At 47.9% G+C, this 22,394-nt stretch carries 24 protein-coding genes; 9 read left to right on the top strand and 15 right to left on the bottom strand.

Features of this window, described 5'->3' with window-relative positions:
- Nucleotide 1 precedes the first annotated feature (1 nt).
- The 7 genes from trpE to OEZ43_03435 all read right to left on the bottom strand — a co-directional run bounded on the left by trpE (nucleotide 2) and on the right by OEZ43_03435 (nucleotide 6,314).
- Nucleotides 2–1,501 carry an anthranilate synthase component I gene (gene trpE, locus OEZ43_03465; GenBank protein ID MDH5544625.1) on the bottom strand — a complete coding sequence of 500 codons (1,500 nt, stop codon included), beginning with the start codon at nucleotides 1,499–1,501 and terminating at the stop codon, nucleotides 2–4.
- Nucleotides 1,502–1,611: 110 nt separating this feature from the next.
- Nucleotides 1,612–2,283: a phosphoglycolate phosphatase gene (locus tag OEZ43_03460; protein MDH5544624.1), complete on the bottom strand. Its 672-nt coding sequence runs from the start codon at nucleotides 2,281–2,283 to the stop codon at nucleotides 1,612–1,614.
- A gap of 113 nt (nucleotides 2,284–2,396) precedes the next feature.
- Nucleotides 2,397–3,404 carry a porin gene (locus tag OEZ43_03455; GenBank protein ID MDH5544623.1) on the bottom strand — a complete coding sequence of 336 codons (1,008 nt, stop codon included), beginning with the start codon at nucleotides 3,402–3,404 and terminating at the stop codon, nucleotides 2,397–2,399.
- Nucleotides 3,405–3,506: 102 nt separating this feature from the next.
- Nucleotides 3,507–4,604, bottom strand: a complete 1,098-nt coding sequence (locus OEZ43_03450) for a porin (protein MDH5544622.1) — start codon at nucleotides 4,602–4,604, stop codon at nucleotides 3,507–3,509.
- Between the two features lie 334 nt (nucleotides 4,605–4,938).
- On the bottom strand, nucleotides 4,939–5,328 hold the full coding sequence (rpsI, locus tag OEZ43_03445; GenBank protein ID MDH5544621.1) for a 30S ribosomal protein S9: 390 nt from the start codon (nucleotides 5,326–5,328) through the stop codon (nucleotides 4,939–4,941).
- 15 nt (nucleotides 5,329–5,343) lie between these two features.
- Complete coding sequence (gene rplM / locus OEZ43_03440) at nucleotides 5,344–5,772, bottom strand: 50S ribosomal protein L13 (GenBank protein ID MDH5544620.1); 429 nt, start codon at nucleotides 5,770–5,772, stop codon at nucleotides 5,344–5,346.
- A 221-nt stretch (nucleotides 5,773–5,993) separates the two neighbouring features.
- A complete protein-coding gene (locus OEZ43_03435) occupies nucleotides 5,994–6,314 on the bottom strand; it encodes a (2Fe-2S) ferredoxin domain-containing protein (protein ID MDH5544619.1) in 321 nt (106 codons plus the stop codon).
- A 67-nt stretch (nucleotides 6,315–6,381) separates the two neighbouring features.
- Here OEZ43_03435 and OEZ43_03430 point away from each other — a divergent pair, with 67 nt between their 5' ends.
- Both OEZ43_03430 and coq7 read left to right on the top strand, forming a co-directional pair.
- Nucleotides 6,382–7,635: a (Fe-S)-binding protein gene (locus OEZ43_03430; GenBank protein MDH5544618.1), complete on the top strand. Its 1,254-nt coding sequence runs from the start codon at nucleotides 6,382–6,384 to the stop codon at nucleotides 7,633–7,635.
- Nucleotides 7,610–8,251, top strand: coding sequence for a 2-polyprenyl-3-methyl-6-methoxy-1,4-benzoquinone monooxygenase (coq7, locus tag OEZ43_03425; GenBank protein ID MDH5544617.1), 642 nt, complete (start codon nucleotides 7,610–7,612; stop codon nucleotides 8,249–8,251). The genes OEZ43_03430 and coq7 overlap by 26 nt, the downstream gene beginning before the upstream one ends.
- On the opposite strand, the gene speD is transcribed toward coq7, so the two are convergent.
- From speD to OEZ43_03410, 3 genes are read right to left on the bottom strand one after another with little or no spacing between them, the layout of a single operon-like run.
- On the bottom strand, nucleotides 8,252–9,073 hold the full coding sequence (gene speD / locus OEZ43_03420) for an adenosylmethionine decarboxylase (GenBank protein MDH5544616.1): 822 nt from the start codon (nucleotides 9,071–9,073) through the stop codon (nucleotides 8,252–8,254).
- A gap of 40 nt (nucleotides 9,074–9,113) precedes the next feature.
- On the bottom strand, nucleotides 9,114–9,512 hold the full coding sequence (locus OEZ43_03415; protein ID MDH5544615.1) for a VOC family protein: 399 nt from the start codon (nucleotides 9,510–9,512) through the stop codon (nucleotides 9,114–9,116).
- A gap of 9 nt (nucleotides 9,513–9,521) precedes the next feature.
- Nucleotides 9,522–9,944, bottom strand: a complete 423-nt coding sequence (locus tag OEZ43_03410) for an OsmC family protein (GenBank protein ID MDH5544614.1) — start codon at nucleotides 9,942–9,944, stop codon at nucleotides 9,522–9,524.
- 82 nt (nucleotides 9,945–10,026) lie between these two features.
- On the opposite strand from OEZ43_03410, the gene crp reads away from it, so the two are divergent.
- Nucleotides 10,027–10,692, top strand: coding sequence for a cAMP-activated global transcriptional regulator CRP (crp, locus tag OEZ43_03405; protein MDH5544613.1), 666 nt, complete (start codon nucleotides 10,027–10,029; stop codon nucleotides 10,690–10,692).
- 209 nt (nucleotides 10,693–10,901) lie between these two features.
- Nucleotides 10,902–11,273: a HopJ type III effector protein gene (locus OEZ43_03400; protein MDH5544612.1), complete on the top strand. Its 372-nt coding sequence runs from the start codon at nucleotides 10,902–10,904 to the stop codon at nucleotides 11,271–11,273.
- A 30-nt stretch (nucleotides 11,274–11,303) separates the two neighbouring features.
- On the opposite strand, the gene OEZ43_03395 is transcribed toward OEZ43_03400, so the two are convergent.
- Nucleotides 11,304–11,873, bottom strand: a complete 570-nt coding sequence (locus OEZ43_03395) for a hypothetical protein (protein ID MDH5544611.1) — start codon at nucleotides 11,871–11,873, stop codon at nucleotides 11,304–11,306.
- Between the two features lie 59 nt (nucleotides 11,874–11,932).
- Nucleotides 11,933–12,589 carry a helix-turn-helix transcriptional regulator gene (locus OEZ43_03390; GenBank protein MDH5544610.1) on the bottom strand — a complete coding sequence of 219 codons (657 nt, stop codon included), beginning with the start codon at nucleotides 12,587–12,589 and terminating at the stop codon, nucleotides 11,933–11,935.
- Between the two features lie 83 nt (nucleotides 12,590–12,672).
- Here OEZ43_03390 and OEZ43_03385 point away from each other — a divergent pair, with 83 nt between their 5' ends.
- Together OEZ43_03385 and OEZ43_03380 are read left to right on the top strand one after the other, a co-directional pair.
- A complete protein-coding gene (locus tag OEZ43_03385; protein MDH5544609.1) occupies nucleotides 12,673–13,440 on the top strand; it encodes a hypothetical protein in 768 nt (255 codons plus the stop codon).
- Nucleotides 13,441–13,558: 118 nt separating this feature from the next.
- Nucleotides 13,559–14,032 carry a hypothetical protein gene (locus OEZ43_03380; GenBank protein MDH5544608.1) on the top strand — a complete coding sequence of 158 codons (474 nt, stop codon included), beginning with the start codon at nucleotides 13,559–13,561 and terminating at the stop codon, nucleotides 14,030–14,032.
- A 15-nt stretch (nucleotides 14,033–14,047) separates the two neighbouring features.
- Here OEZ43_03380 and rocD read toward each other — a convergent pair whose 3' ends face one another.
- Nucleotides 14,048–15,247: an ornithine--oxo-acid transaminase gene (rocD, locus tag OEZ43_03375; protein MDH5544607.1), complete on the bottom strand. Its 1,200-nt coding sequence runs from the start codon at nucleotides 15,245–15,247 to the stop codon at nucleotides 14,048–14,050.
- A 9-nt stretch (nucleotides 15,248–15,256) separates the two neighbouring features.
- Nucleotides 15,257–16,129, bottom strand: coding sequence for an arginase (locus OEZ43_03370; protein ID MDH5544606.1), 873 nt, complete (start codon nucleotides 16,127–16,129; stop codon nucleotides 15,257–15,259).
- Nucleotides 16,130–16,207: 78 nt separating this feature from the next.
- Here OEZ43_03370 and putA point away from each other — a divergent pair, with 78 nt between their 5' ends.
- Nucleotides 16,208–19,348 (top strand): bifunctional proline dehydrogenase/L-glutamate gamma-semialdehyde dehydrogenase PutA, encoded by a 3,141-nt coding sequence (gene putA / locus OEZ43_03365; GenBank protein MDH5544605.1) that lies wholly within the window; start codon nucleotides 16,208–16,210, stop codon nucleotides 19,346–19,348.
- Here putA and OEZ43_03360 read toward each other — a convergent pair whose 3' ends face one another.
- Nucleotides 19,349–19,714, bottom strand: coding sequence for a VOC family protein (locus OEZ43_03360; protein MDH5544604.1), 366 nt, complete (start codon nucleotides 19,712–19,714; stop codon nucleotides 19,349–19,351).
- Nucleotides 19,715–19,743: 29 nt separating this feature from the next.
- Between OEZ43_03360 and OEZ43_03355 the strand changes: the two genes are divergently transcribed.
- A complete protein-coding gene (locus OEZ43_03355; protein ID MDH5544603.1) occupies nucleotides 19,744–21,165 on the top strand; it encodes an FGGY family carbohydrate kinase in 1,422 nt (473 codons plus the stop codon).
- A gap of 185 nt (nucleotides 21,166–21,350) precedes the next feature.
- A complete protein-coding gene (locus OEZ43_03350; protein ID MDH5544602.1) occupies nucleotides 21,351–22,280 on the top strand; it encodes a hypothetical protein in 930 nt (309 codons plus the stop codon).
- Nucleotides 22,281–22,394: the final 114 nt, after the last annotated feature.

The raw sequence follows: 22,394 nt of genomic DNA, 5'->3' as shown, positions 1-22,394 counted from the left end.
TTTAGCGGTGACCGTCTTTGGTGTCGTTTAGGCCATTGGCGGCCAGGGTCGCGGCGCGGAAAATCGCGCGACTCTTGTTCATGGTTTCTTCCCATTCGCTACTGGGAACAGAATCGTAGACGATACCGGCGCCGGCCTGCATATAGAGGGTCTGGTCTTTGATTACAGCAGTGCGGATCGCAATCGCCGTGTCCATATTGCCGTTCCAGCCGATATAGCCTACCGCACCGGAATAGACACCACGCTTCACTGGCTCTAATTCGTCGATGATTTCCATCGCACGTACCTTGGGTGCGCCTGACACGGTTCCCGCAGGAAAGGTCGCACGGATGACATCGATGGCGTCCATACCGTCTTTTAACTTTCCGGTGACATTGGAGACGATGTGCATCACGTGGGAATAGCGCTCGATGACCATTTTATCGGTTAGGTTCACGCTACCGATTTCGGCGACTCGCCCTGCATCATTACGCCCAAGGTCGATGAGCATCAAGTGCTCAGCCAACTCCTTGGGGTCTGACAATAGGTCTTGTTCGAGCATCTTGTCTTCGGCTTCGGTCTTGCCACGATGGCGAGTACCGGCGATGGGCCGAACGGTTACCACGCCGTCTTCCAACCTGACCAGGATCTCTGGCGAAGAACCGACGATGTAGAAGTCACCCATATTCATGTAATACATATAGGGCGAGGGATTGAAACTGCGCAGGGCGCGATAGAGGTCTAGCGGATCGGCATCGAAAGGCACGCTCAGGCGCTGTGAAATAACCACCTGCATGGTATCGCCTTCGACAATATAGTCCTTGATCCGGCGTACCGCATGCTCAAAACCTTCCTGGGTGAAACCGGAGACGAAATCTTCTTCCTTTATTGCCTGGGTCGGACGGGGTTCACGCATAGACGCAGGAACCGGTTCTGCCAGGCGTGCGGCCAGGGTTTCTAATCGACGTTGACCGGTTTTGTATGCGTCATTTTGTGCGGGATCTGCATGCACGAGCAGAAACAGCTTGCCTTTGAGATTGTCGAAGACGACGACCTCATCGGAAAGCATTAACACGATATCCGGGTTGTCGATCGGATCCGGCGCCTTACAGGCACCGAGTCGAGGCTCGATATAGCGAACAGTATCGTAGCCGAAATAGCCGACCAGACCGCCGGTGAAGCGAGGCAAACCCTCTACATCAGGTACCTTGAACCGGGCCTGGTAACCATCAATAAATTCGAGCGGATCGGCATGGGTATGTTCTTCGATACATTGCTCACCATCGAAGATACGGATGTGGTTTTCTCGGACTTCCAGACGTGTCTGAGTCGCCAGACCAATGATGGAATAACGCCCCCATTTCTCCCCACCCTGTACCGACTCAAACAGATAAGAGTAGGGGCCATGGGCGAGCTTGAGATAGACACTCAAGGGCGTATCCAGGTCAGCCAGGACTTCGCGCATCAATGGTATACGGTTGAAGCCCAGTTTATGTAGTTCATCGAATTGTTGTTGATTCATGGTAAGCCTTTCAATATCGGTGCGAGTATACAATGCAATAGACGTGGCTCAGTGCCATCGTTCACACATTGCACGCTGTATCACTCGCTGATATGACATTGCTTACCTCATCAGGCAGGTAGTAAGTTTTCTAACTCCGTGAAGCTATCGACAACGGCGTCGGGATTGGCCTCACGAATATCGTGGCCATGATTATAACCATAGCTCACACAAATTACCTGAAAACCTGCACGTCGTGCGGCTTCTACATCGTGCATGGAGTCACCGAGCATAGTCGACCGAGCGGGATTGACACCGAGTTCTTTGGCGGCATGGAGTAAAGGAGCTGGATCGGGCTTCTTGACTGCCAGTGTGTCACCAGACACTACTACGCCGAAATAGTCGTAAATCCCTTTGGCCTTGAGCAACGGAATAGTGAAATCTGCGGCCTTGTTGGTAACACAACCCAACTTGTAACCCTTATCTTTGAGCATCGCCAGACCATCGCTCACGCCAGGAAACAACTGACTGAAATTACCATTGGCCTCTGCATAGTAGCGGGAAAAGATCGGCATGGCCTTGTCGAACAATGCTGCCTCTGGCTCGTCATCCAGGGAATCGGTCAGTGCGCGCTTGACCATGCGCTCGACGCCATTGCCTACCCAATTGCGCACCTTGGTTTCGCCACGTTGTGGCATATTGAGTTCGTCCATCATCTTGTCGACGGCGACTACAATGTCCAGCACGGAATCCACGAGGGTGCCGTCCAAATCTATCAGTATCAATTCTGGCTTATTCAACATAAGTCCCCACTGCGATATTTAAAAGGCCGAATAGTTTATCATTTCACTCAGTATTTTCCAGCCCGGCAACAAAAAAGGGGCCACAGCCCCTTTTCCTGATGGCAAAACCAGAATTAAAACTTATGCTTAAGACCTAAAGTAGCAACTGAGTATTTCGCCGTAGTGCTGTCTGAGCCTTTTCTGTTCAGACCATAGCCGACGTAAAGATTGCTCTTTTTCGACATTTTGTAGACGAAAGCACCGGTTGCTGAAATATCACCACTATCAAGCTCGTATCCAACATCACCGGAGACTTCGGCCTCGCGGGTTATGTCAAATGTGCCGCTCCCGAAAAAGTACTGCTTGCCGCCAAGCGCACTCCCTCTTTCATACTGCGCAGCGATCTTGGCTGGACCAAACACCACCTGGGCTCCACCTTTCAAGGCTCTGCTGCCAAACTCATTAGTCGTCAACGCACCAAAGACAGTGGCTGGACCAACACGTAGCTGACCACCACCACCATAGTTCCACTCGTCACCACGAGGCTGTAGATGCGCATTGACCGTAATCATGCCGGCGACCAACGGTGAATCATAGCTAATCATATCGCTACCGCGACCCTGACCGATGCCGTTGCCAGAGTGCATAGGAGACATCATATGGAAGGTCTTGTCGCGACCTTCAAGTGCTGTCGTAAACAAGGGATCTATTTTCGCACCGCTGACTTTGTAATACGTACCCATAGTCCCGATACGCACTTTACCGAATCCGCCTTTTAGACCAACCCAGCTGTCGCGCAAATAAAATGATCCGGGTATCACATTACCGTATTTATCGAAGTTGCCATCGCTATTGGAATCCGTGGCGTTTATTCCGGTATCTTTAGCGCCGTCATAACCGATCTCAAATTGATAGATCGCGATAAGACCACCCGCTGCATCCATGCCGCCCTTGGCGCCTATGCCCCAGCCACGGGTTGCTGAGGAATCGACATCGAAACTGGTATTGCCATTTTTTACTTCTCTGTCGATGGAAGTGTGGACAGTTCCGTAGACCTGAAGTACATCCATTTCAGCGGACTGCGCTACAACGGGCAAAGCCACTGCAAACGCCGATGCAATGGCTACAAAAGTTTTGTTCATTAAACAACCTCGGCTAAAAATTGAATAGGCCCAAAAAGAAATGGGAGAGTGAATATACCACTCTCCCATTTGCTTTTTAACTGCTTTGTCTCGGTATAAAACTTAGAACGAGTGTATCATACCAACAGACAGACCCATGGCGCCGTCGCCTTTACCTGGCTTGCCAGTGTCGCCACCAGGATTGTCATGACCTGCGCCGGAAACACCTGCGCTTGCGTCAGCACCATTCATGCTCATCGCGTAGGCAACATAGGCAGTAGTCTTGTCACCAAGCTTCTGATCAACGCCGATAGCTAAGATGCTAGCTTCGTCTTTTTTGGTGTCAACAGAGGCAGTAGCTCCGTAGTATTGTGCTTTGATGCTCATCTTGCCCATCTTATAAGCTGCACCTACACCGTACGCCATACGACCGAGGTCTTTAGTACCACCCTCGTTTGAGGTCATCTGGAACAATGCATTTACGCCGATCGCACCCATGCTGTATTTCAGACCAAGGCGTGTAACACCCTCAGTCTCTGCCGCGGGTTTACCTAAAGAATTTCCATCAGCCATTTGATAGCCAAGAGCTGCATACAACTCTTTACCCATCTTGTAGGTTACTGAAGCACTGATAAAGCCCCCAAAGTTAGCCGCATCTTGCTTACCAGTTGTTGAATTATATTTGGCATCCGACAAGGTAGTCATTATTGCTAACTGTGCGCCGGCAACAGCAGGAGATACGTATTGTACAGACTCACCCTCACGACGGTCGGTAACTTTGCCCTGCATCACATTACGTGAGTCACCAATTTGGTCGCCGAATAAATCGGTTTTACGACTGATGAGCTTAACTGGTGTTTCATCTCTACCCATCGTAACAGTACCAGCACCGGTAGAAAGACCGACGTATGTGGCACGATTACCAATTCCAGTTGTTCCCAAGCCAGTTTTACCATCGGCCTCGCCTTGTGCAACATCGCTTTCAACTTTCCACACGGCCTTCATGCCACCGCCCAGATCGGCAGCACCCTTGAAGCCCAGGCGGCTGGAGTTCGCACTCATGTGTACTGAATCAAAAAAACTCGCATCGTTCGCATTATTCACGTAGTCAATAGACCCGTGCATTTTGCCGTATACTTCCGCTTCCATATCACCCGCGTTTGCAGCGAATGGCAGAGAAACGGCCGCCATTACGGCCAGAGCTGTCAGACTCTTCTTCATACCCAATACTCCTCTCTCTCATGTAAAAAAAGTCTTAATCAATTTAATACCAATTGACTAGTGGGGACTAATGTAAACAGCTTTTGTGAGAAAAGACAAGTTTCCGTTGTATGAAAAGTTCCAAAAAAAATAAAAAAAATGAAAGGCTTAAAACACAAATTCACCACACAACCGAATATACAATTGATCAAATCACGACCACCGCTATCGGCAATTCATATGGTTACAACACCAATCTAATAATTAACATTAGGAAAAAAAGAGGATTATTGTAAGGAGCAGAAAAACAAAAACCCCGCCGATATGGGCGGGGTTTTTTGGAAGAGAAAAACGTTTAACGCTTCGAGAACTGAGTCGCACGACGTGCTTTGTGAAGACCAACTTTCTTACGTTCAACTTCGCGCGAATCACGTGTAACAAAACCGGCTTTGCGTAGTGGAGAACGCAGCGCCTCATCGTAGTTCATCAGCGCGCGAGTAATACCATGACGGATCGCACCGGCCTGGCCTGAAATACCGCCGCCGGCAACATTGACATGGATGTCAAACTTGCCAACTACATCGACTTTCTCTAACGGTTGACGAACCACCATACGGGCAGTTTCGCGACCAAAGTATTCTTCCAGAGAACGCTTGTTTATGGTGATATCACCCTTGCCCGGACGCAAGTAAACTCGCGCTGTAGAGCTCTTGCGACGACCTGTACCGTAGTATTGTTCTGCCATGGTATAAACCTTTTTTTAAATTTCCAGAGCCTGAGGTTGCTGAGCACTGTGACTGTGTTCAGAACCGGCATAAACCTTTAACTTGCGCAACATAGCACGTCCAAGAGGATTCTTAGGCATCATGCCTTTGACGGCCAGTTCGATAACGCGCTCAGGCGCACGATCGATCAGCTTCTCAAAGCTGGCTTCCTTCAAACCACCCGGAAAACCGGAATGGCGGTAATAAATCTTGTCTGTCGCTTTCCTACCGGTCACAGCGACTTTTTCCGCGTTGATCACGACGATATAGTCACCGGTATCCACGTGTGGCGTATATTCAGGCTTGTGCTTGCCACGCAGACGGCGAGCAATCTCGGAAGCCATACGGCCTAAAGTTTTACCTGTAGCATCAACTACATACCAGTCACGTGTTACAGTTTCCGGCTTCGCACTAAACGTTTTCATCTTAAATGTCCTTAACCCTAGAGACAGCGCTTGAAAAGGGCCGTAATAGTATTGACTCAGCTCTTTGGTGTCAATAGCCATGCTGCATACAGATAAAAAAAGAGCGGCATAAGCCGCTCTATACAAACCACCAAGGAGGGAGGAGGTGGATTTGGCCTGATAGTCAGGCCGGTAAGGATTAGACGCGGACTATAAAGACCACCGACTGAATGGTTACTGAACTAGTCAGGTAATTTCAACCGCTCCACTATCCCCCCTTTCTTCAAATGAGATTCGATAATTTCATCGATATCTTCCTGATCCACATAGGTATACCAGACCGCCTGTGGATAAATGACGATCGCCGGTCCTTCACTACATCGATCAAGACAACCAGCGGTATTGATCCGCACGCCCCCGGGCTTGTTTAGTCCCGCAGCTTTCACCGCCTTTTTCGCATAGTCTCTCAATTGACCGGCGTTACAGTCCCCACAAGATTGACTGCCATCATCGCGCTGATTGGTACAGAAAAACACATGGTACTTATAATAGGAATCAGACATTAATGGCTTCCTCTCATGAGTCTGTTAAGATCGCGCCATTCTACCAGTTTTATCAAAATTCATTGCCATGCCGGATAAACCACCACGCACCGAAATAAAGCATCAACTCCAGGCAATCGCTGACACCTGTGTCATGTGCGGCATGTGCTCCACAAGCTGCCCAAGCTATCAGGTTCAACGCATCGAACAGGAGTCACCACGAGGTCGCATTTCCTTAATCAACGCCTGGGCGCAGGACAATTTAGCCGAGAGCCAGACGCTGACACGACATATAGAAAGCTGTCTCAGCTGCGGCCAATGCGAAAATGTTTGCCCCTCCGGTGTGCAATACAGCAAGCTGATCGCCCTGTTTAAACAGGCGTACGACTGGGAACACAAGATACCCGGAAACACTAGACGCATCATTCGACTCCTGCGTGATACGCGTAAGAATCTTCTACTGTTTCAGGCCAGTAAAATCGTACAGCGCAGCGGTCTCGCGTGGCTGGGTGAAATCAGTGGCCTGACGCAACGGCTGGGCCTGGGACACCTGCAACGACTTGCCAAGCAAACAAGTTCATACACGAAGACCGACTTAAAGACGTCTACAAAATCAGGGATTGCCATTTTTACCGGCTGCATCGGTCGCCATGCCGAATCCGATACCATACACGCTGCTCAGACCTTACTCACCAATCTTGGCCAGCAAGTTCACATTCCACAAGAACAGGGATGTTGCGGCGCACTAGCAGCGAATTTAGGCGACGCACAGGGCATGGAACAGGATGCACAACGCAATATCACCATATTTGGGCAAAAACACATAACACAGATCGGTTTCATTGCGAGCGGTTGCGGCTCTGCACTTAAACGCCTGCAGACACAATTGCCAAACACGCCGATCACCGACCTAACGCAAATTGTTTCAGCGATCCTGGAAACACGGCCGACCCGCTTTCGCCCTCTGGCTAAGCGTGTTTTGCTACATAAACCCTGCACTCAACGCCATGCCTTAAAGAATGAGGGCGACTCCATGTCTATACTTGGGCGAATTCCCGAACTGGAGATACGTGTATTGAAAACGCGCTCCTCTTGTTGTGGTGCAGGAGGCAGTCACCTGCTTGATCCTCAGGAAAACAACCAGGTGTTGCGCAATCGAATTATCGAGGACATTTCAGCAGAGCATCCAGATATCATTGTTACTTCCAATATCGGTTGCCGCCTTCAGATCAAGCTCGGGCTGGAAGAAGCCGGACTGGACATCCCTGTTGTACATCCCTTACTGTTACTCCAACAACAACTGATAGAGGAAACCCATGAATCGTCGAATGAGCCCCATTGATCATTTCATCGCTAATATCGATCAAGGTGTGCGCACGATTTTTGGCAGACCTGATATTACCGAAAGACCAAATCCGGCAGCAGATGTAGATGAACCGACCTTGAGCGAAGCTGAGAAGCGTCACTCGGCGGGATTGATGCGCGTTAATCATGCGGGCGAGATCGCTGCACAAGCGCTGTATCAGGGCCAGGCGCTGACTGCGCGCAACACGCGTGTGAGAGAGCAAATGGAGCGTTCAGCGCAAGAGGAAAATGACCATCTCGACTGGTGTGAGACTCGACTCAGAGAGCTAGATTCCCACACCTCGTATCTTGCACCGTTCTGGTATACCGGCTCGCTCTTGATAGGCGCTGTTGCCGGTGCAAGCGGCGACAAATGGAGCCTGGGCTTTGTTGTAGAGACTGAACGTCAGGTTGAGAAACACCTTGAGGATCATCTGGAGGATATCTCGTCGAATGACACCAAGAGCCGCGCCATAATTGAACAAATGAAAGCGGACGAGATTCATCATGCGGACGTGGCACGCAAAGCCGGTGGCGCAGATCTTCCCCCACCGATAAAAACCCTGATGAAAATCACCTCAAAAGTGATGACAAAAACTGCTTATCGCTTCTGATCAGACGTGATCGATATTGCTGCCAGTAAAGATTTCTTCCATTTCATGCTGGAGACTGGCACGTATATCTTCAACCTGCTCTGGGTCGAGGTCGCCCTCTGAAATCTGAAACAGATAATCATCCAGCTCAAAATCCTTGAGCATCATTTTGGTGTGAAAGATGTTTTCCTGATAAATATTTACATCAATCATCTTATAACGCTCACGCGTATCGTCAGACAGATAATTCTGGATAGAGTTGATTTCGTGATCAATGTAATGCTTGTTACCAGAGATATCGCGGGTAAATCCGCGCACGCGATAGTCCATGATAACGATATCTGAATCAAAACTGTGAATCAGAAAATTCAGTGCCCGAAGCGGTGAAATACGCCCACAGGTGGACACATCAATATCCGCGCGGAAGGTGCTAATCCCTTCGTACGGGTGGCTCTCCGGATAGGTATGCACAGTTATGTGGCTTTTATCGAGATGCGCAACTACGGCATCGGGCAAGGGCCCAGGCTTTTCTTCGTTGAGATCTTCCTTATTGGAAACCTCACCGGTAGTAATTGGCTCTTCGGATATCAGCATGGTGACGCTGGCGCCCTGGGGATCGTAATCCTGGTGGGCGATATTGAGAATATTGGCACCGATGATATTTGACACTTCGGTCAGAATACTCGTCAGGCGTTCGGCATTATATTCCTCATCGATGTATTCAATGTAATCCCTTCGCTGCTTCTCGGTTTCGGTATAACAAATATCATAGATATTGAAACTCAAAGACTTAGTGAGATTATTGAAGCCATGCAATTGGATTTTTTTTGCCGATTTTGACATCGGTAGGATTCTCCCCGGATGCTGAAGTAAATGTTTGGTGCTATTTACCGCTTATCGGTGGATGGTAAATGATCTGCACCACCACGCCATCGGGGTCATAACAGTAAAAGCTCCGCGCCCCGTCACGGTGGGTGCGCGGCTCGTTGCGCATTTTTACACCATGATGACCGAGAAAGGCAAACCATTCATCGACATTTTGCATACTATTTACAAAAAATCCGATGTGATCCAGCTGTTGAAAGGGTGCCAGACTGGTATCGGCGGACGCACGATGTAATGCAAGATTGTCATTACCACTAGTTAGATATACGTTATCAGGATCAGGTCGCCACTCCACCTGCATGCCCATCAAGTCGACATAAAATCGCTCAGAACCCTCGAGATCACGACTGAACAGTGCCACATGACGCATACCCGCGGTAGATTCAGGTCTTTGCATAAAACCGCCCTACTCGATTATCTGTACTTCGTAGTCGTGGCTTATCTCAGCCGACTTACCCAGCATGATAGAGGCCGAGCAATATTTCTCCGCTGACAGCTCTATTGCTCGTTTTACCTGGGCATCTTTGAGCCCTTCCCTGCCAGTAACCACAAAATGGACGTGGATACGTGTAAAGACCTTAGGAACAGACTCAGCACGCTCCGCACTGATCTCGGCAACACAATCTACTATGGGCTGGCGTGCTTTTTTGAGTATGGAGACCACATCATAATTAGTACATCCACCCAATCCCAGCAACAGCATTTCCATCGGACGAAAACCGAGGTTCTGACCACCACCTTCAGGTGGGCCATCCATTACAACCGCATGCCCGCTGGCGGATTCGCCCACAAACATTGCATTGTCGACCCACTTCACACGTGCCTTCATTAGTGTTCAAGCTCCGCCAAAAAAGGGCCGTTATAGTAGCACAAATCTATGAAACAGATTGAAAAATCACGAGGTACTGATAATGGCCGGGGCAAATGCATTGACGCAAGATAGCAATAAAATTCAAGGGATTACCGAAAATCCTGCTATGGACAAATTCCTCGACCACTGTCATCGCCGCCGCTATCCCGCCAAGAGCCTGATCATCTACGCTGGTGACACCCCAGACGTGCTTTATTTTATCGTAGACGGATCTGTATCCGTTCTAATGGAAGATGATAATGGCCATGAAATCGTATTGGCCTACCTCAATAAGGGCGATTTTTTCGGTGAAATGGGGCTTTTTGGTGACAAATCGAATCGCAGCGCCTGGGTGCGGGCCAAAACGGAGTGCACACTGGCTGAAATCAGTTACGCAAAATTCAAACAGCTTGTTACTGAAGTACCCGAGTTAATGTTTGAGCTCGCAGGCCAAATGGCAGCCCGCTTACGCAAAACCAGCCGTAAGGTTGGCGACTTAGCCTTTATGGATGTCACGGGCCGAATTGCCCGCACTTTGCTCGACCTGAGCAAAGAACCCGACGCAATGACCCACCCAGACGGGATGCAAATTAAAATCACACGTCAGGAATTGGGACGCATCGTCGGCTGCTCACGCGAAATGGCGGGGCGAGTACTCAAAGATCTGGAAGAACAAGGATTGATTTCGGTCGCGGGAAAAACCATGGTAATTCACGGCACTCGTTAGTCCGACAAATCTTCTCCTTTCAAAAAAATATCACTTTATCGTGTAAATTCGTGGTAAGGCACCACTTCTTATTTATCCTAATCAGGCAAAAGTCTTGTCAATTTGTCGCAGCTATAGTGTGCGATATTCAACTCGTCTTATACATTCCAAGTTAAGGTTTAAACGTATATAATCATTTTCCCGCATTTTCAGGAACACGAGCTGTAACAATGGAAAAAAAAGAATTTATTCAGAGAATCAAAGCGACACCTAATGCAATCGCATTTGAAAAAGTCATGGAGTTAATTGACGCTGAATATGACTACACGCCTGTTAGATTTACCAATGGTAGTGGCGATAACCTGATTATAAATGAGGCTGGTGAAAACGAAGGTTCTTGTAAAATATTCTCGTTTGGCTTGATTAACAAACTCAGCGAACGTGATGTACTTGCATGTTTCGGAACGTATTATCAAGATGTCGTTAAAAATCCCAACGGGCATGACCATCAGAATATCCGTAATTTTATGCGCTCTGGCTGGAAAGGCATCATGTTCGAAAAACCCGCTTTGAAGGAAAAAGTAGCTGAAGAACTTGCGTAGTTATCATTACTTTTTATTTCAATAGACGGACTATTTTTCCACGTTATCTACTTTGATCGCGTCGATTGCGATGTGTGTTGAACATTTCATTGATTGCGACTCAAAGTAGGTTTGCGCCATCTCGCGAGTACATTCGAATTTGTAATCCGCGAGCTCCACACCCCAATCGGTTCGTTCATAGCGCAACATACCGCCTTTGCCTGGAATCACTCTTCTTCGCAAAGCTGTAAATGTACATTGCGGCGTTTTATCCTTTGCAAGTCCTTCCCTGGCGCTGTAATAGTAACCCTCCATACCGCCCTTAAATTCAGTATTTAGACGCGTGGTTCGATAATTTCCACCACACTGTAATTCGTCAAGATTGTCGCCATCACAGGTTGAAACGGTATAGGTAACCGGCTTCTCACCATAGCTCATCACGCGCAAGAATGAGCTTGCATAGAACACCGGCTTACCGGCTTCATCACAGTTATTTACATTAAGAAAGGCTTGATGGACTTGATAGTAGCCTAATCTATCCGCCAACAATTCAGATGCATAGATAGAAAAACTCGTAAAAAACAACAATATTGTGAATATCAAAATTTGCTGAAACTTCATACCCGCACCAACTCTGACACACTAAGGCACGTTTGACTGCGCCCTGTTTAAAAAGTTGTTCATTCAAAGGCAAAGCTTTTTAGAAACTTTTGCCAATTCTCGGCCCTGCCCTGTAGCTGAATCTTTTTTTCTTCTTGTAATAGTGACGCTTTTACGCCCTGAAATGCCATACGACGAAAATCTAGTAGAGCCATCTCAACCACCAGTTCAGAAACCCACGACTGCCCATGCCTGATATCGACATACTCCGGCGAATACCTGATTTGATAAAGTATTACTGACCGCGCAGATGTCAGGTGAAGCGTAAGGGTTCCGCTATTTGTCCCGTGATAGCGCAACTTCAAGGTAAGCAAACCCCAGCCTATATCCATCTGATCATTCGACAATGGTCCCGTCGCCATATAACGAAAGCCAAATCTTCCCAGTGCGAGAATAACAGGCTCTAACTCCCTACCCGCTGCAGTCAATTCATATACATGGGGTGAACCAACGCTGGATTGAGCCTGTTTTTGAATTAACCCCAGAGCCTCCATATTTGCCAGGCGCTTTGCCAGCAGGTTGGTAGTGATACCTTTTAGTCGCTCTAAAAAGTCAGAATAGCGCCAGAGCCCCAACAAGAGCTCTCTCACGATTAACAGAGTCCAGCGTTCGCCGACCTCATCCAGCGCACGGGCCACACTACAGAACTGTTGATAACTGCGTTTTTTGTCCGACATTTCCATCCCAATGCTTGACTTTATTAACTAATAGTATTTAATAGTAATAACTATTAGTTAATAATAGCAAAGGAGCTACGACTATGGAACTGAACATCATACCCTCGCTTGGACTGCAAGCAGGATTTGTCGCCCTCTCACTCATTGTCAGTCTTTGGTGGTGCTGGATAGCCGGCAATGCCTATTCCGGACCATCAAATATTGGGCGAGGGTTTAACTTTCGGGCAGCGATGAATACCGGGATTTTTCTAATAATACTAACGGGTATGTTACTTCTACTAAGCCAGCAAGGCTGGATGCATACTTTTGAAACCTTTCCACCGCCAGGCCTGAGAGTGTTTATTGCGCTACTGATATTCACCGCCGTTTTGGCCACTTCCCCGATCGGCAAACGTATCGCCAGCAACACGCCAATACTACTGCTAGTCGGGTTTCAAGTATTCAGGATACCTGTTGAATTACTGATACATCACGCAGCAACTCAGGGGATTGCGCCTATGGAGATGACTTATTCTGGAAGAAATATGGACATTCTCAGCGGTATCACTGCCGTGATTCTTGCCTTATTTCTGTTTCGAGGACATGTCTCGTCCAAATGGATACTCGGATGGAATCTACTTTCACTCGCATTACTCATCAACGTCGTAGGAACCGCTATTCTGACTATGCCACACCCCTTGCAGGTGATTCCGACCGACACCCCAAATATATGGGTCACCTTTTCGCCATTTATTTTACTACCGGGAGTATTGGTATGCTCTGCGCTATTCGGACATTTGCTCGTTTTTCGCCATCTGCGCATAAACAAGCACTCTCAAAACGGCATCGGTACGTCTATCACGCTTGGATAGGAATATGGGTGCCCGCTATTGTGGGCACCTTTATATACAAGCCTATCACTCTGGCTTCTGCTAAAATCGACGACTTCCACATTTAATCTTTAACTAAAGTCGTGATATTGGATGTTCTATGAAAGGTTTGCTGTTTCTCGTAGTCATTATTCCTTTTGCCTTGTTATTGGTTTCGGAATGCACACAGTCGGTCAAAGAAACCCCTGAACATCTCAAGACTGAGCAGGAAAAAGTGACAACGTTGTTGAAGGACTTCACCTTTAACACGCCAGGAAACATTGACGTTTTGCTTCATCGTGATCAGGTGGATAACAAAACTCGGGAGCGTGTCAAGACGATAGTATTAAAGACCAATGTTGAGTATTTGCCTAAGACCCCGCGTATAACTGATAAGGCATCGGAGGTATTAGCGATACTTCAACAGACTTTGCCTGAACAGGATTTTGGTCAGGCGGTCAACGATGAAGGCAGCTTCTTTCGTATGATGACGGCAAACTCTGAATGGTTTGTTTATACGGTGGAAACCACATCAGGACATTATTCGCGTTGGGAGAGACGCGCCGATGTCTATCAGGCCACCAGTGATCAATAGGTAATCGCAAACCTTTTAGGCATTAAACTCAAGAAATGCACTGCGAATAACTTCCAGCGCCTGATCCAATTCTGTTTTTGTTATAACCAGCGGTGGCGCAAATCGAATGACTGTCTCATGCGTCTCCTTAGTTAGCACACATTTGTTCATCAACACTTCGCACACCTGGCGCGCGGTTGCATACTGGCTATCCACTTCGACGCCTATCATCAGTCCTTTACCACGTACCTCCTTGATCACCGGTGTATCGATCTTGCGCAAGGCTTCCATAAAATATTCACCGAGCTTGGCAGCCTGCTCGGGCAGTTGTTTTTCCACGGTAACATTCAAGGCCTCTAAACCCACCGCGGCCGCGAGAGGATTTCCACCAAAGGTACTACCATGATCTCCCGGATGAAACACACCCATTACTTCTTCACTCGACAAAAATAACGATACAGGTAACAACCCACCACCAAGCGCCTTGCCTAAAATCACGCCGTCAGGCTGAATGCCATCATGCTGATGCGCGAGAAATTTACCCGTACGTCCGAGGCCGGTCTGAATTTCATCGCAAATCAACAATACATTGTGCTTTTTACATATCTTTGCGCATTCCGTGAGATATCCCTCGGGTGGAACAATAATACCGCCCTCGCCTTGTATTGGTTCCACTAGAAAAGCTGCCGTATTTGGCGTGATGGCAGCTTCTAATGCGGCCGGGTCACCATAGGCAATAGTCTTTAAACCGGGAGGAAAAGGGCCAAACCCGTCACGATATTGTTCCTCGCTGGAAAGTCCAACAACCGCAATAGTGCGACCATGAAAATTACCTTTGCAGGCGAGAATCTCGGCTTTGTTTTTTTCAACGCCTTTAACCGTGTAAGCCCATTTTCTTGCAGCCTTTAAGGCCGTTTCCACAGCCTCTGCACCAGTATTCATCGGCAAGGCCTTGGCCTGTCCGGTCAATTCACATGCACGCTTGAGAAACTCACCCAGCTTATCGGTATAGAAGGCACGCGAAACTATTGCGAGCTGAGTTACTTGCGTAGTTAGCGTGCTAATTAAACGAGGATGAGTATGTCCGTGGGAGACAGCGGAATACGCGCTCATCATATCGAAATAGCGCTTACCCTTGGGGTCCCATACAAACACACCGCGACCACGAGAGATGACAACCGGCAAAGGCTCATAGTTGTGCGCGCAATACGTTTTCTCAAGCTCGATTAAATCCATTCCGCTTCCTTAGTAAATACTAGTGACCAACCTAATACACAAATCTACTGTCTTGTTGTCGATATCACGCGCTGGATTCAGCTCAACGATTTCCAATCCACGAAACGCAGATTCATTTCTCAGCGATGAAAGCGCTAAACACAATTCATCAGGATAAATACCGTTTTGCTCCGGTGAACCCACACCCGGCGCGAAGCGCGGGTCAATAGCGTCCAAGTCGATAGACACGCCAAAGCTATCGCTATTGGACTTTACCAGGGTTAAGGCCTCACTAAAAACATTTATAAAACCCTGTTGTGAAATATCCTGCATGGTAAATACTTTTACACCTAACAGTTCAAGCAACACCGCCTCTTCCGGTTCATAGCTGCGTATGCCTAACAGCACCACATTTTGTGGAAGTAGCACGGGTCGAGTGCCCGACAATTCACAAAAACGCTTGTCGCCATGACCTAGTAGACATGCGAGAGGCATGCCGTGTAAAGCATGACTGGGAGAAGTCTCTGGTAAATGGCTGTCCATATGGGCATCGATCCAGATCAGACCCCTATTCTTTGTCGCGTCGTTCCGTTTAACGCCACTCCAGGTACCAATAGCACACGAGTGATCACCTCCCAACACTACAAATTGCTGTTCGCCAATCTGCTCAACACCCCTGGCAAGTTGTTCGCATATACTCAGAATAGCATCGACTTTATCTTCATTGAGAGTCGAATCAGATACCGCTACATTATGCCAATAGGGCTCGAAGCGCTCACTTAGTGCTTGTTCCAATCCTGCACTCCGTATGGCAAAGGGGCCGCTTTCGCAACGAGTATCTTGCGCGCCAAGACAGGATGGCACGCCAAAGATGAATAGATTTCGTAGGGAAGACTTTGTCATAAATTATATTGTGAGACACTATGCATACCCATACGTTGAAATATTTGTGCCGGATTGGAACTTAGTTGGAAAAAACCGATGATATTTTCAAAAAAGCCTGAGCTAAGCGCCGAATTCGATCACAAGTTGTCCCATGCGTATCTTTGGGACGAGGACGACTGTGTTCGCTCCCTGCTGGAAACACTAGCGCCATACACCACTCTGCTGGAAACCGCGGAAGAGGAAGCCGCACGACTGGTAAAAGATGTGCGCAGTCGCAAAGCCGAACGTACCAGTATGCAGTCGCTTATGCATGAGTTTAGCTTGAACACCGATGAAGGCATCGTCTTGATGTGTATTGCGGAAGCCTTACTTCGCATTCCCGATACTCATACGATTAGTCTGCTCTTAGAAGGAAAATTGGCGGCCGCGCATTGGGAACGTCATCTTGGAAAGGGGAAATCACTTTTTATCAATGCCTCCAGCTGGAGTCTGATGTTTAGTGGTCGACTGCTAAAGTCTGCCAGCAATCATACTCGTAGCTATATCCAAACGTTCGAGTCACTGGTAAGCCGCATGGGCGAACCATTAATCCGAAATGTGTTAAAAAAAATGATGCAGTATCTCGGTCAGCAGTTTGTACTGGGTACGAATATCGATATGGCACTAAAAAAGAGTCATTCGAAAGGTTTTGATCAGTACCGTTATTCATTTGATATGTTGGGCGAAGCTGCCCTGACAAATAAAGACGCCTCTCGTTACTTTGATGCTTATGCTTGCGCCATAAAAAAGATCGGTAGCGACAACAGGGAGCAAAATGTGTTCTCTGCGCCAAGCATATCTGTCAAGTTATCAGCACTTCACCCAAGATACGAACTTGGAAAGTTTGAACGTGTAGAAAGAGAGCTGGGGGACGCCTTGATTGAGCTTTGTCATGAAGCCGAAGCCAATGGAATCGGCCTCACTCTTGATGCAGAGGAGGCTGACCGACTTGAGTTATCTCTCGCAATCTTCAAACGTGTCTTTTTCGATAGTGCATTAAAACATTGGCAGGGACTAGGCCTGGCCGTACAGGCATACCAGAAACGAGCGCCACTCGTCATTCAACAGCTTGCTTCTTGGGCGAAGGAAGCGAACAAGTGTATTCCAATACGTCTTGTAAAGGGTGCCTACTGGGATACTGAAATCAAACGGGCGCAGGAACGCGGCCTTGAATCCTATCCTGTTTACACACGCAAACAAAACACTGATGCTTCCTATCTCGCCTGCGCACATCATATTTTGAAGGCCGGAGAGGTATTTTATCCCCAGTTTGCCACGCATAACGCCTATACCGTCGCCGCAATCCGAAACATGTTTCGTGATCGGCAGGCATACGAGTTTCAACGCCTGCATGGCATGGGCGAACAGCTTTACGATTCGTTAATCAGCTATTCTGGTCCACCATGTCGCGTTTACGCGCCGGTCGGACGCTATGAAGATTTGCTACCCTACTTGGTACGCCGCCTGTTAGAAAACGGCGCAAACACTTCCTTTGTTCATCGTATTGAAGACGATAGCGTTGCCGTCGAGGATATTGTTGCCAATCCGCTGCGCAGACTTAACGCACTTGAAAAGTATGCCAACCCCAAAATTGTGTTGCCGCACTACCTGTATGGCGATAGTCGCCCAAACTCAAAAGGTGTCAATTTCTTCAATCTTGAGAGATTAACGGAGTTGCAGACTCACTTTAATCAAATTAGTGGTCGAAAAACCTGGCGCGTCACACCACTTTTAGCTCATATAGAAAAAAATGTTCAAGCCACCAGCATCGACATATTAAACCCCCATACGGCATCGAAGCTCGGTGAAGCCATACTTACGTCACCAGAGCAAATGCATCCGGCAATAAACAGCGCAGAACAGGGTTTTCGAAACTGGCACCTAACCTTGGCAAATAAGCGCGCCGATTGCCTGCTTCGCGCCGCTGATTTGTTTGAAGAACATCGAGATGAATTGATGTTTTTATGCGTGAAGGAAGGTGGACGTAGTGTTACCGACGCTTTGTCAGAAATACGCGAGGCTATCGACTTCTGTCGCTACTACGCAGAAAACGGCAAGGTGAATTTTGGTTCACCTAATTCGTTGCCAGGCCCTACCGGTGAAACCAATCGACTTTCTTTAACAGGACGAGGCATTTTTGTTTGCATTAGCCCCTGGAACTTCCCCGTAGCAATTTTTGTAGGCCAAGTTGCTGCGGCATTAATGGCCGGAAATTCAGTTATCGCCAAGCCAGCTTCTCAAACGACTATGTGCGCTTTTCGATGCGTGCAATTAATACATGACGCAGGAATTCCCCGTGACGTATTGCAATTTCTTCCCGCGCGGGGCTCCGATGTAAGTCAGCATCTACTTAGCGACTCGCGAATTTCCGGCGTTGCATTTACCGGCTCTACAGATACCGCACAACAGATACAACGCACATTAAGCAATCGCATCGGTCCTCTTGCAACCTTAATTGCCGAGACCGGTGGACTAAACGTCATGATTGCCGACAGCTCTGCACTACCGGAACAGGTTGTTGCGGATTGCATACAGTCTGCCTTTAATAGCGCAGGACAACGTTGTTCGGCACTGCGTATTTTGTGTATCCAGGAGGACATCGCCGATCGCGTAATAGAATTACTATGCGGTGCTATGGCTGAACTTTCGGTAGGCGATCCGATTATGCTGGAAACCGATGTCGGGCCTGTCATTGACGAAGCCGCTTTGGAAAAACTAAGACAACACGTTGAACAATTGTCCTCCGAAAAGAGATTGCTATTTCAAACACGCGTTTCCGCGCCGAGCAGTGGATACTTATTCGGACCTGCCTTGATAGAGTTGCAGAGTTTGTCCGATCTAAAAGAAGAAATATTTGGGCCCGTCTTGCATGTAGTTAGATTTAAGGCTGATGAATTACATAAACTTGCAGACGAGATCAATGCCACTGGCTACGGACTTACCTTTGGCATACATAGCCGCATTGACCAAACCATCGCATGGCTGTGTGAACACATCCGTGCCGGGAATATCTATGTGAATCGCAATATGATAGGCGCCGTAGTCGGCGTGCAGCCGTTTGGTGGTATGGGCTTATCCGGGACCGGCCCGAAGGCCGGTGGACCACATTATCTACAACGCTTTGCGACTGAGAAAACGGTGAGCATCAATACCGCAGCGGTGGGAGGCAATGCTCAACTACTCGCATCCGACGAATAATCAGGCGATAAACTCCAGCGCGTTGCCATCAGGATCGCGACAAAACAACGCCTGACGACCTGATCGACTCAATGTGTATTCGATTCGATGATTTTCCAGCACCTGTAACAATCGTGCAAAATCGTCGACTTTGAAAGCGGCATGACGATCGCGGCCACCGTGTTGCGGGCGCCCTTGAGTCGGATCGGGATTGGGCAATTCAAGCAAGTGGAGCTGGTAAGAACCAATATTTATCCATGCACCCGGATATCCAAGATCAGGTCGCTTCTCGTCAACTTGCAATTCGAGAATGTCGCAATAGAATGCCAGCGACTTCTTTGTATCAGAAACGATGAAACTGATATGGTGCAGATCAGTGATCAACATAAACAGATTCCTTTGAATCCGGTGGGCTTATGAAAACGAAAAAGGATAACTGGTATCTCGCACTCGACCAGGGTGGACACGCCACCCGGGGCATTGTATACGACTCTCAAGGAAAAGAAATATTCTCCGCATATTCCGAAATTGATACGTATACACCTGACAATTTACGGGTGGAACACGACCCTGTTCAGTACATCAACAGTTTTTCTCACATTCTTACTCGAATTACCCAACAAACAGGCGAGGACGCTAAACGAATAGTTGCAGCCGGATTGGCTACGCAGCGCTCAAGCATGGTTTGCTGGGATCGAGAAACCGGCGAGGCTTTAAGCCCGATACTCAGTTGGCAAGACAGACGCACCCTCCCCGATCTTGGCAAATATCAAACCCATCAGGATTTGATTTCAAAAAATACCGGCCTGGTGTTGAACGCGCACTATGGCGCTAGCAAAATGCGCTGGTGTCTTGAAAATCTTGAATCCGTAAAGCGATATTGTGAAGGAGGACGTCTTGCAATTGGGCCAGTAGCGAGTTTTGTGCTCTACAAGTTAATAAACGACCACCCTTTTGTGTGTGATCCTGCTAATGCAGGTAGAACTTTACTCTACAACTATCACACAGGTGACTGGGATCAAACCTTGTTAGCGCTCTTTCAAATTGACAGGCAACATCTTCCTGAGTGCAGATATACCCGCGATCGTTTTGGAACAATACAACTTGGCGATAGGCGGATACCTCTCACTATTTGTACCGGCGATCAATCCGCAGCGATATTTGCAATGGGAATACCACCAAGCCAAACGCTGTTTGTAAATGCAGGCACTGGCGCCTTTGTCCAACAAGTCATTGCGCAACAGATAGATTCCGAAGCTGACGGCTTATTGCGCAGCATAGTGTATACAGAACCAAATTCAAGACTGTATGTAAAGGAAGGTACCGTAAATGGAGCCGGCCGCGCGTTACAGTGGTATGCACAGGAACACCAGGTAGAAAATTACGAGGACTCTCTCTCCTTGTGGACGGAGCAATACCAGAACCCACCCGTGTTTTTAAATATGGTATCCGGAATCGGCTCTCCCTTCTGGATTTCCGAGGGACAGAGCCGTTTTGACAGGTCTTGTGACTCACAAGAAGCCATGGTTGCAATACTGGAAAGCATCGTCTTCATGCTACAAAGCAATATGGCTTTGTTTTCCGGATATAAAAATATACAGATTGGCGGTGGTCTGGGAAGAAACCCGGGTTTTTGCCAAAAACTTGCGGACCTTTCCGGTATACCGGTTATACGGCAGTCTCTTTCTGAGACGACCTGTGCGGGTTTGTTTTTTCTCTTAGCGGAAAAAACGACGTCTAACGATTTACATCAAAAAGCATTCTATCCCACCTGCAACCCTGGTCTCCTGGACAGATTCCAGCAATGGCGCAAACTGCTCGACGACCACATCCGATAGTGTCAATCACGATAGGTATGTGCTAGATTTACTTTTATAAAAATTAAAAGTCGCGGTTGTAATAAGAACTACAAATTCAGCCAAAGCGCGCACCGGAGTAGGGAACTATAAGCAATATCCAAATATCGCTTTGAAAATAAACTAAAAATCATCAAAATAAGAGTGCTCGAGACGAGGGGACTATCATGAACAAAACAATAACCGCAGCCATTACAGGCATGGCGATGCTGGCATCCGCACAATTTGCAACAGCGCAAACTTTCTTTGTCGAAGATTTCGATTCAACTGATCCCAGCCGGTATCTCATGAACCTTACTCAATACCGAGCATATTACAGTTCACTCGGTAATCCACCCCGCGACATAGCCTCCGAACCTTGGGATTGGGCCAGTTACCGACAAACCAGTAGCTTGCTTTCCTTCGAAGAAGCGAATTCTGAATTAACGCTATACTCAAACTCCAACAAGCAATCCCATGGCGGCGGTTTCCTCACGCATAAGAGCAATGTAGATTTCAATTTCTTCGGATCCGATGGCTCAGATCCCGCGACTTTTAGAAGAGTTTTTGTGCTTGAAAATATCCAGGTCACAGGTAATCGATCAGTAGACGCTAGTGGTAACCCAACTTACACCGGGCCGCTGGCAGACAATTACTTCGTACTACATTTTCTTGTGTCCTCGGGACAAGGATGGCTGGAAAACGGTTCGCCGAGTAGCGCCCCAAATATATCTGCCTGGTTTGACGGTGCAAAAGGGTTCGGTCTGAGCGTTAGTCGATACACCCCTGCAAGCCTGGCCGCATTTAATCCTTATACTGTAACCGTTCCATTGGTTTCGATTCCCGGCGCTACCGTACCGCTCGTGCCCACCTCCATGCGACTGGAAATGGGACCACAGACTTATAAAATGGTATTTATTTTTACCGGTGGAGGTCTGTACTTCGAAGGTGAACATGGCCTCGATAAAGCTACATGGCACTGGCACCAAGTCGCGCAGTCCAATCCAACTAATCCTGACAACTTCTACCTTGGGGTCGGTGCTTCAGTGGTATCAAAACAGATTGGGTATACCATCGCGAAGATCGGAAAGGTCAGCGTAACAGACGGCCAACCTTGATTTAATAGCCACTTAAGTGGCTATTACGGAAAATGCCGGCAAAAATTGGGGATGGGAAATGAAACATACGCTTAGGTTCGTGGCTTTCTTGCTCACCACTTTATCATGTTCGGC

It is taken from the genome of Gammaproteobacteria bacterium (genome assembly GCA_029881255.1).
Lineage (GTDB): Bacteria > Pseudomonadota > Gammaproteobacteria > S012-40 > S012-40 > JAOUMY01.
The sequence above is the reverse complement of the archived record's forward strand: the minus strand, read 5'-3'. Positions and strand labels throughout refer to the sequence as shown.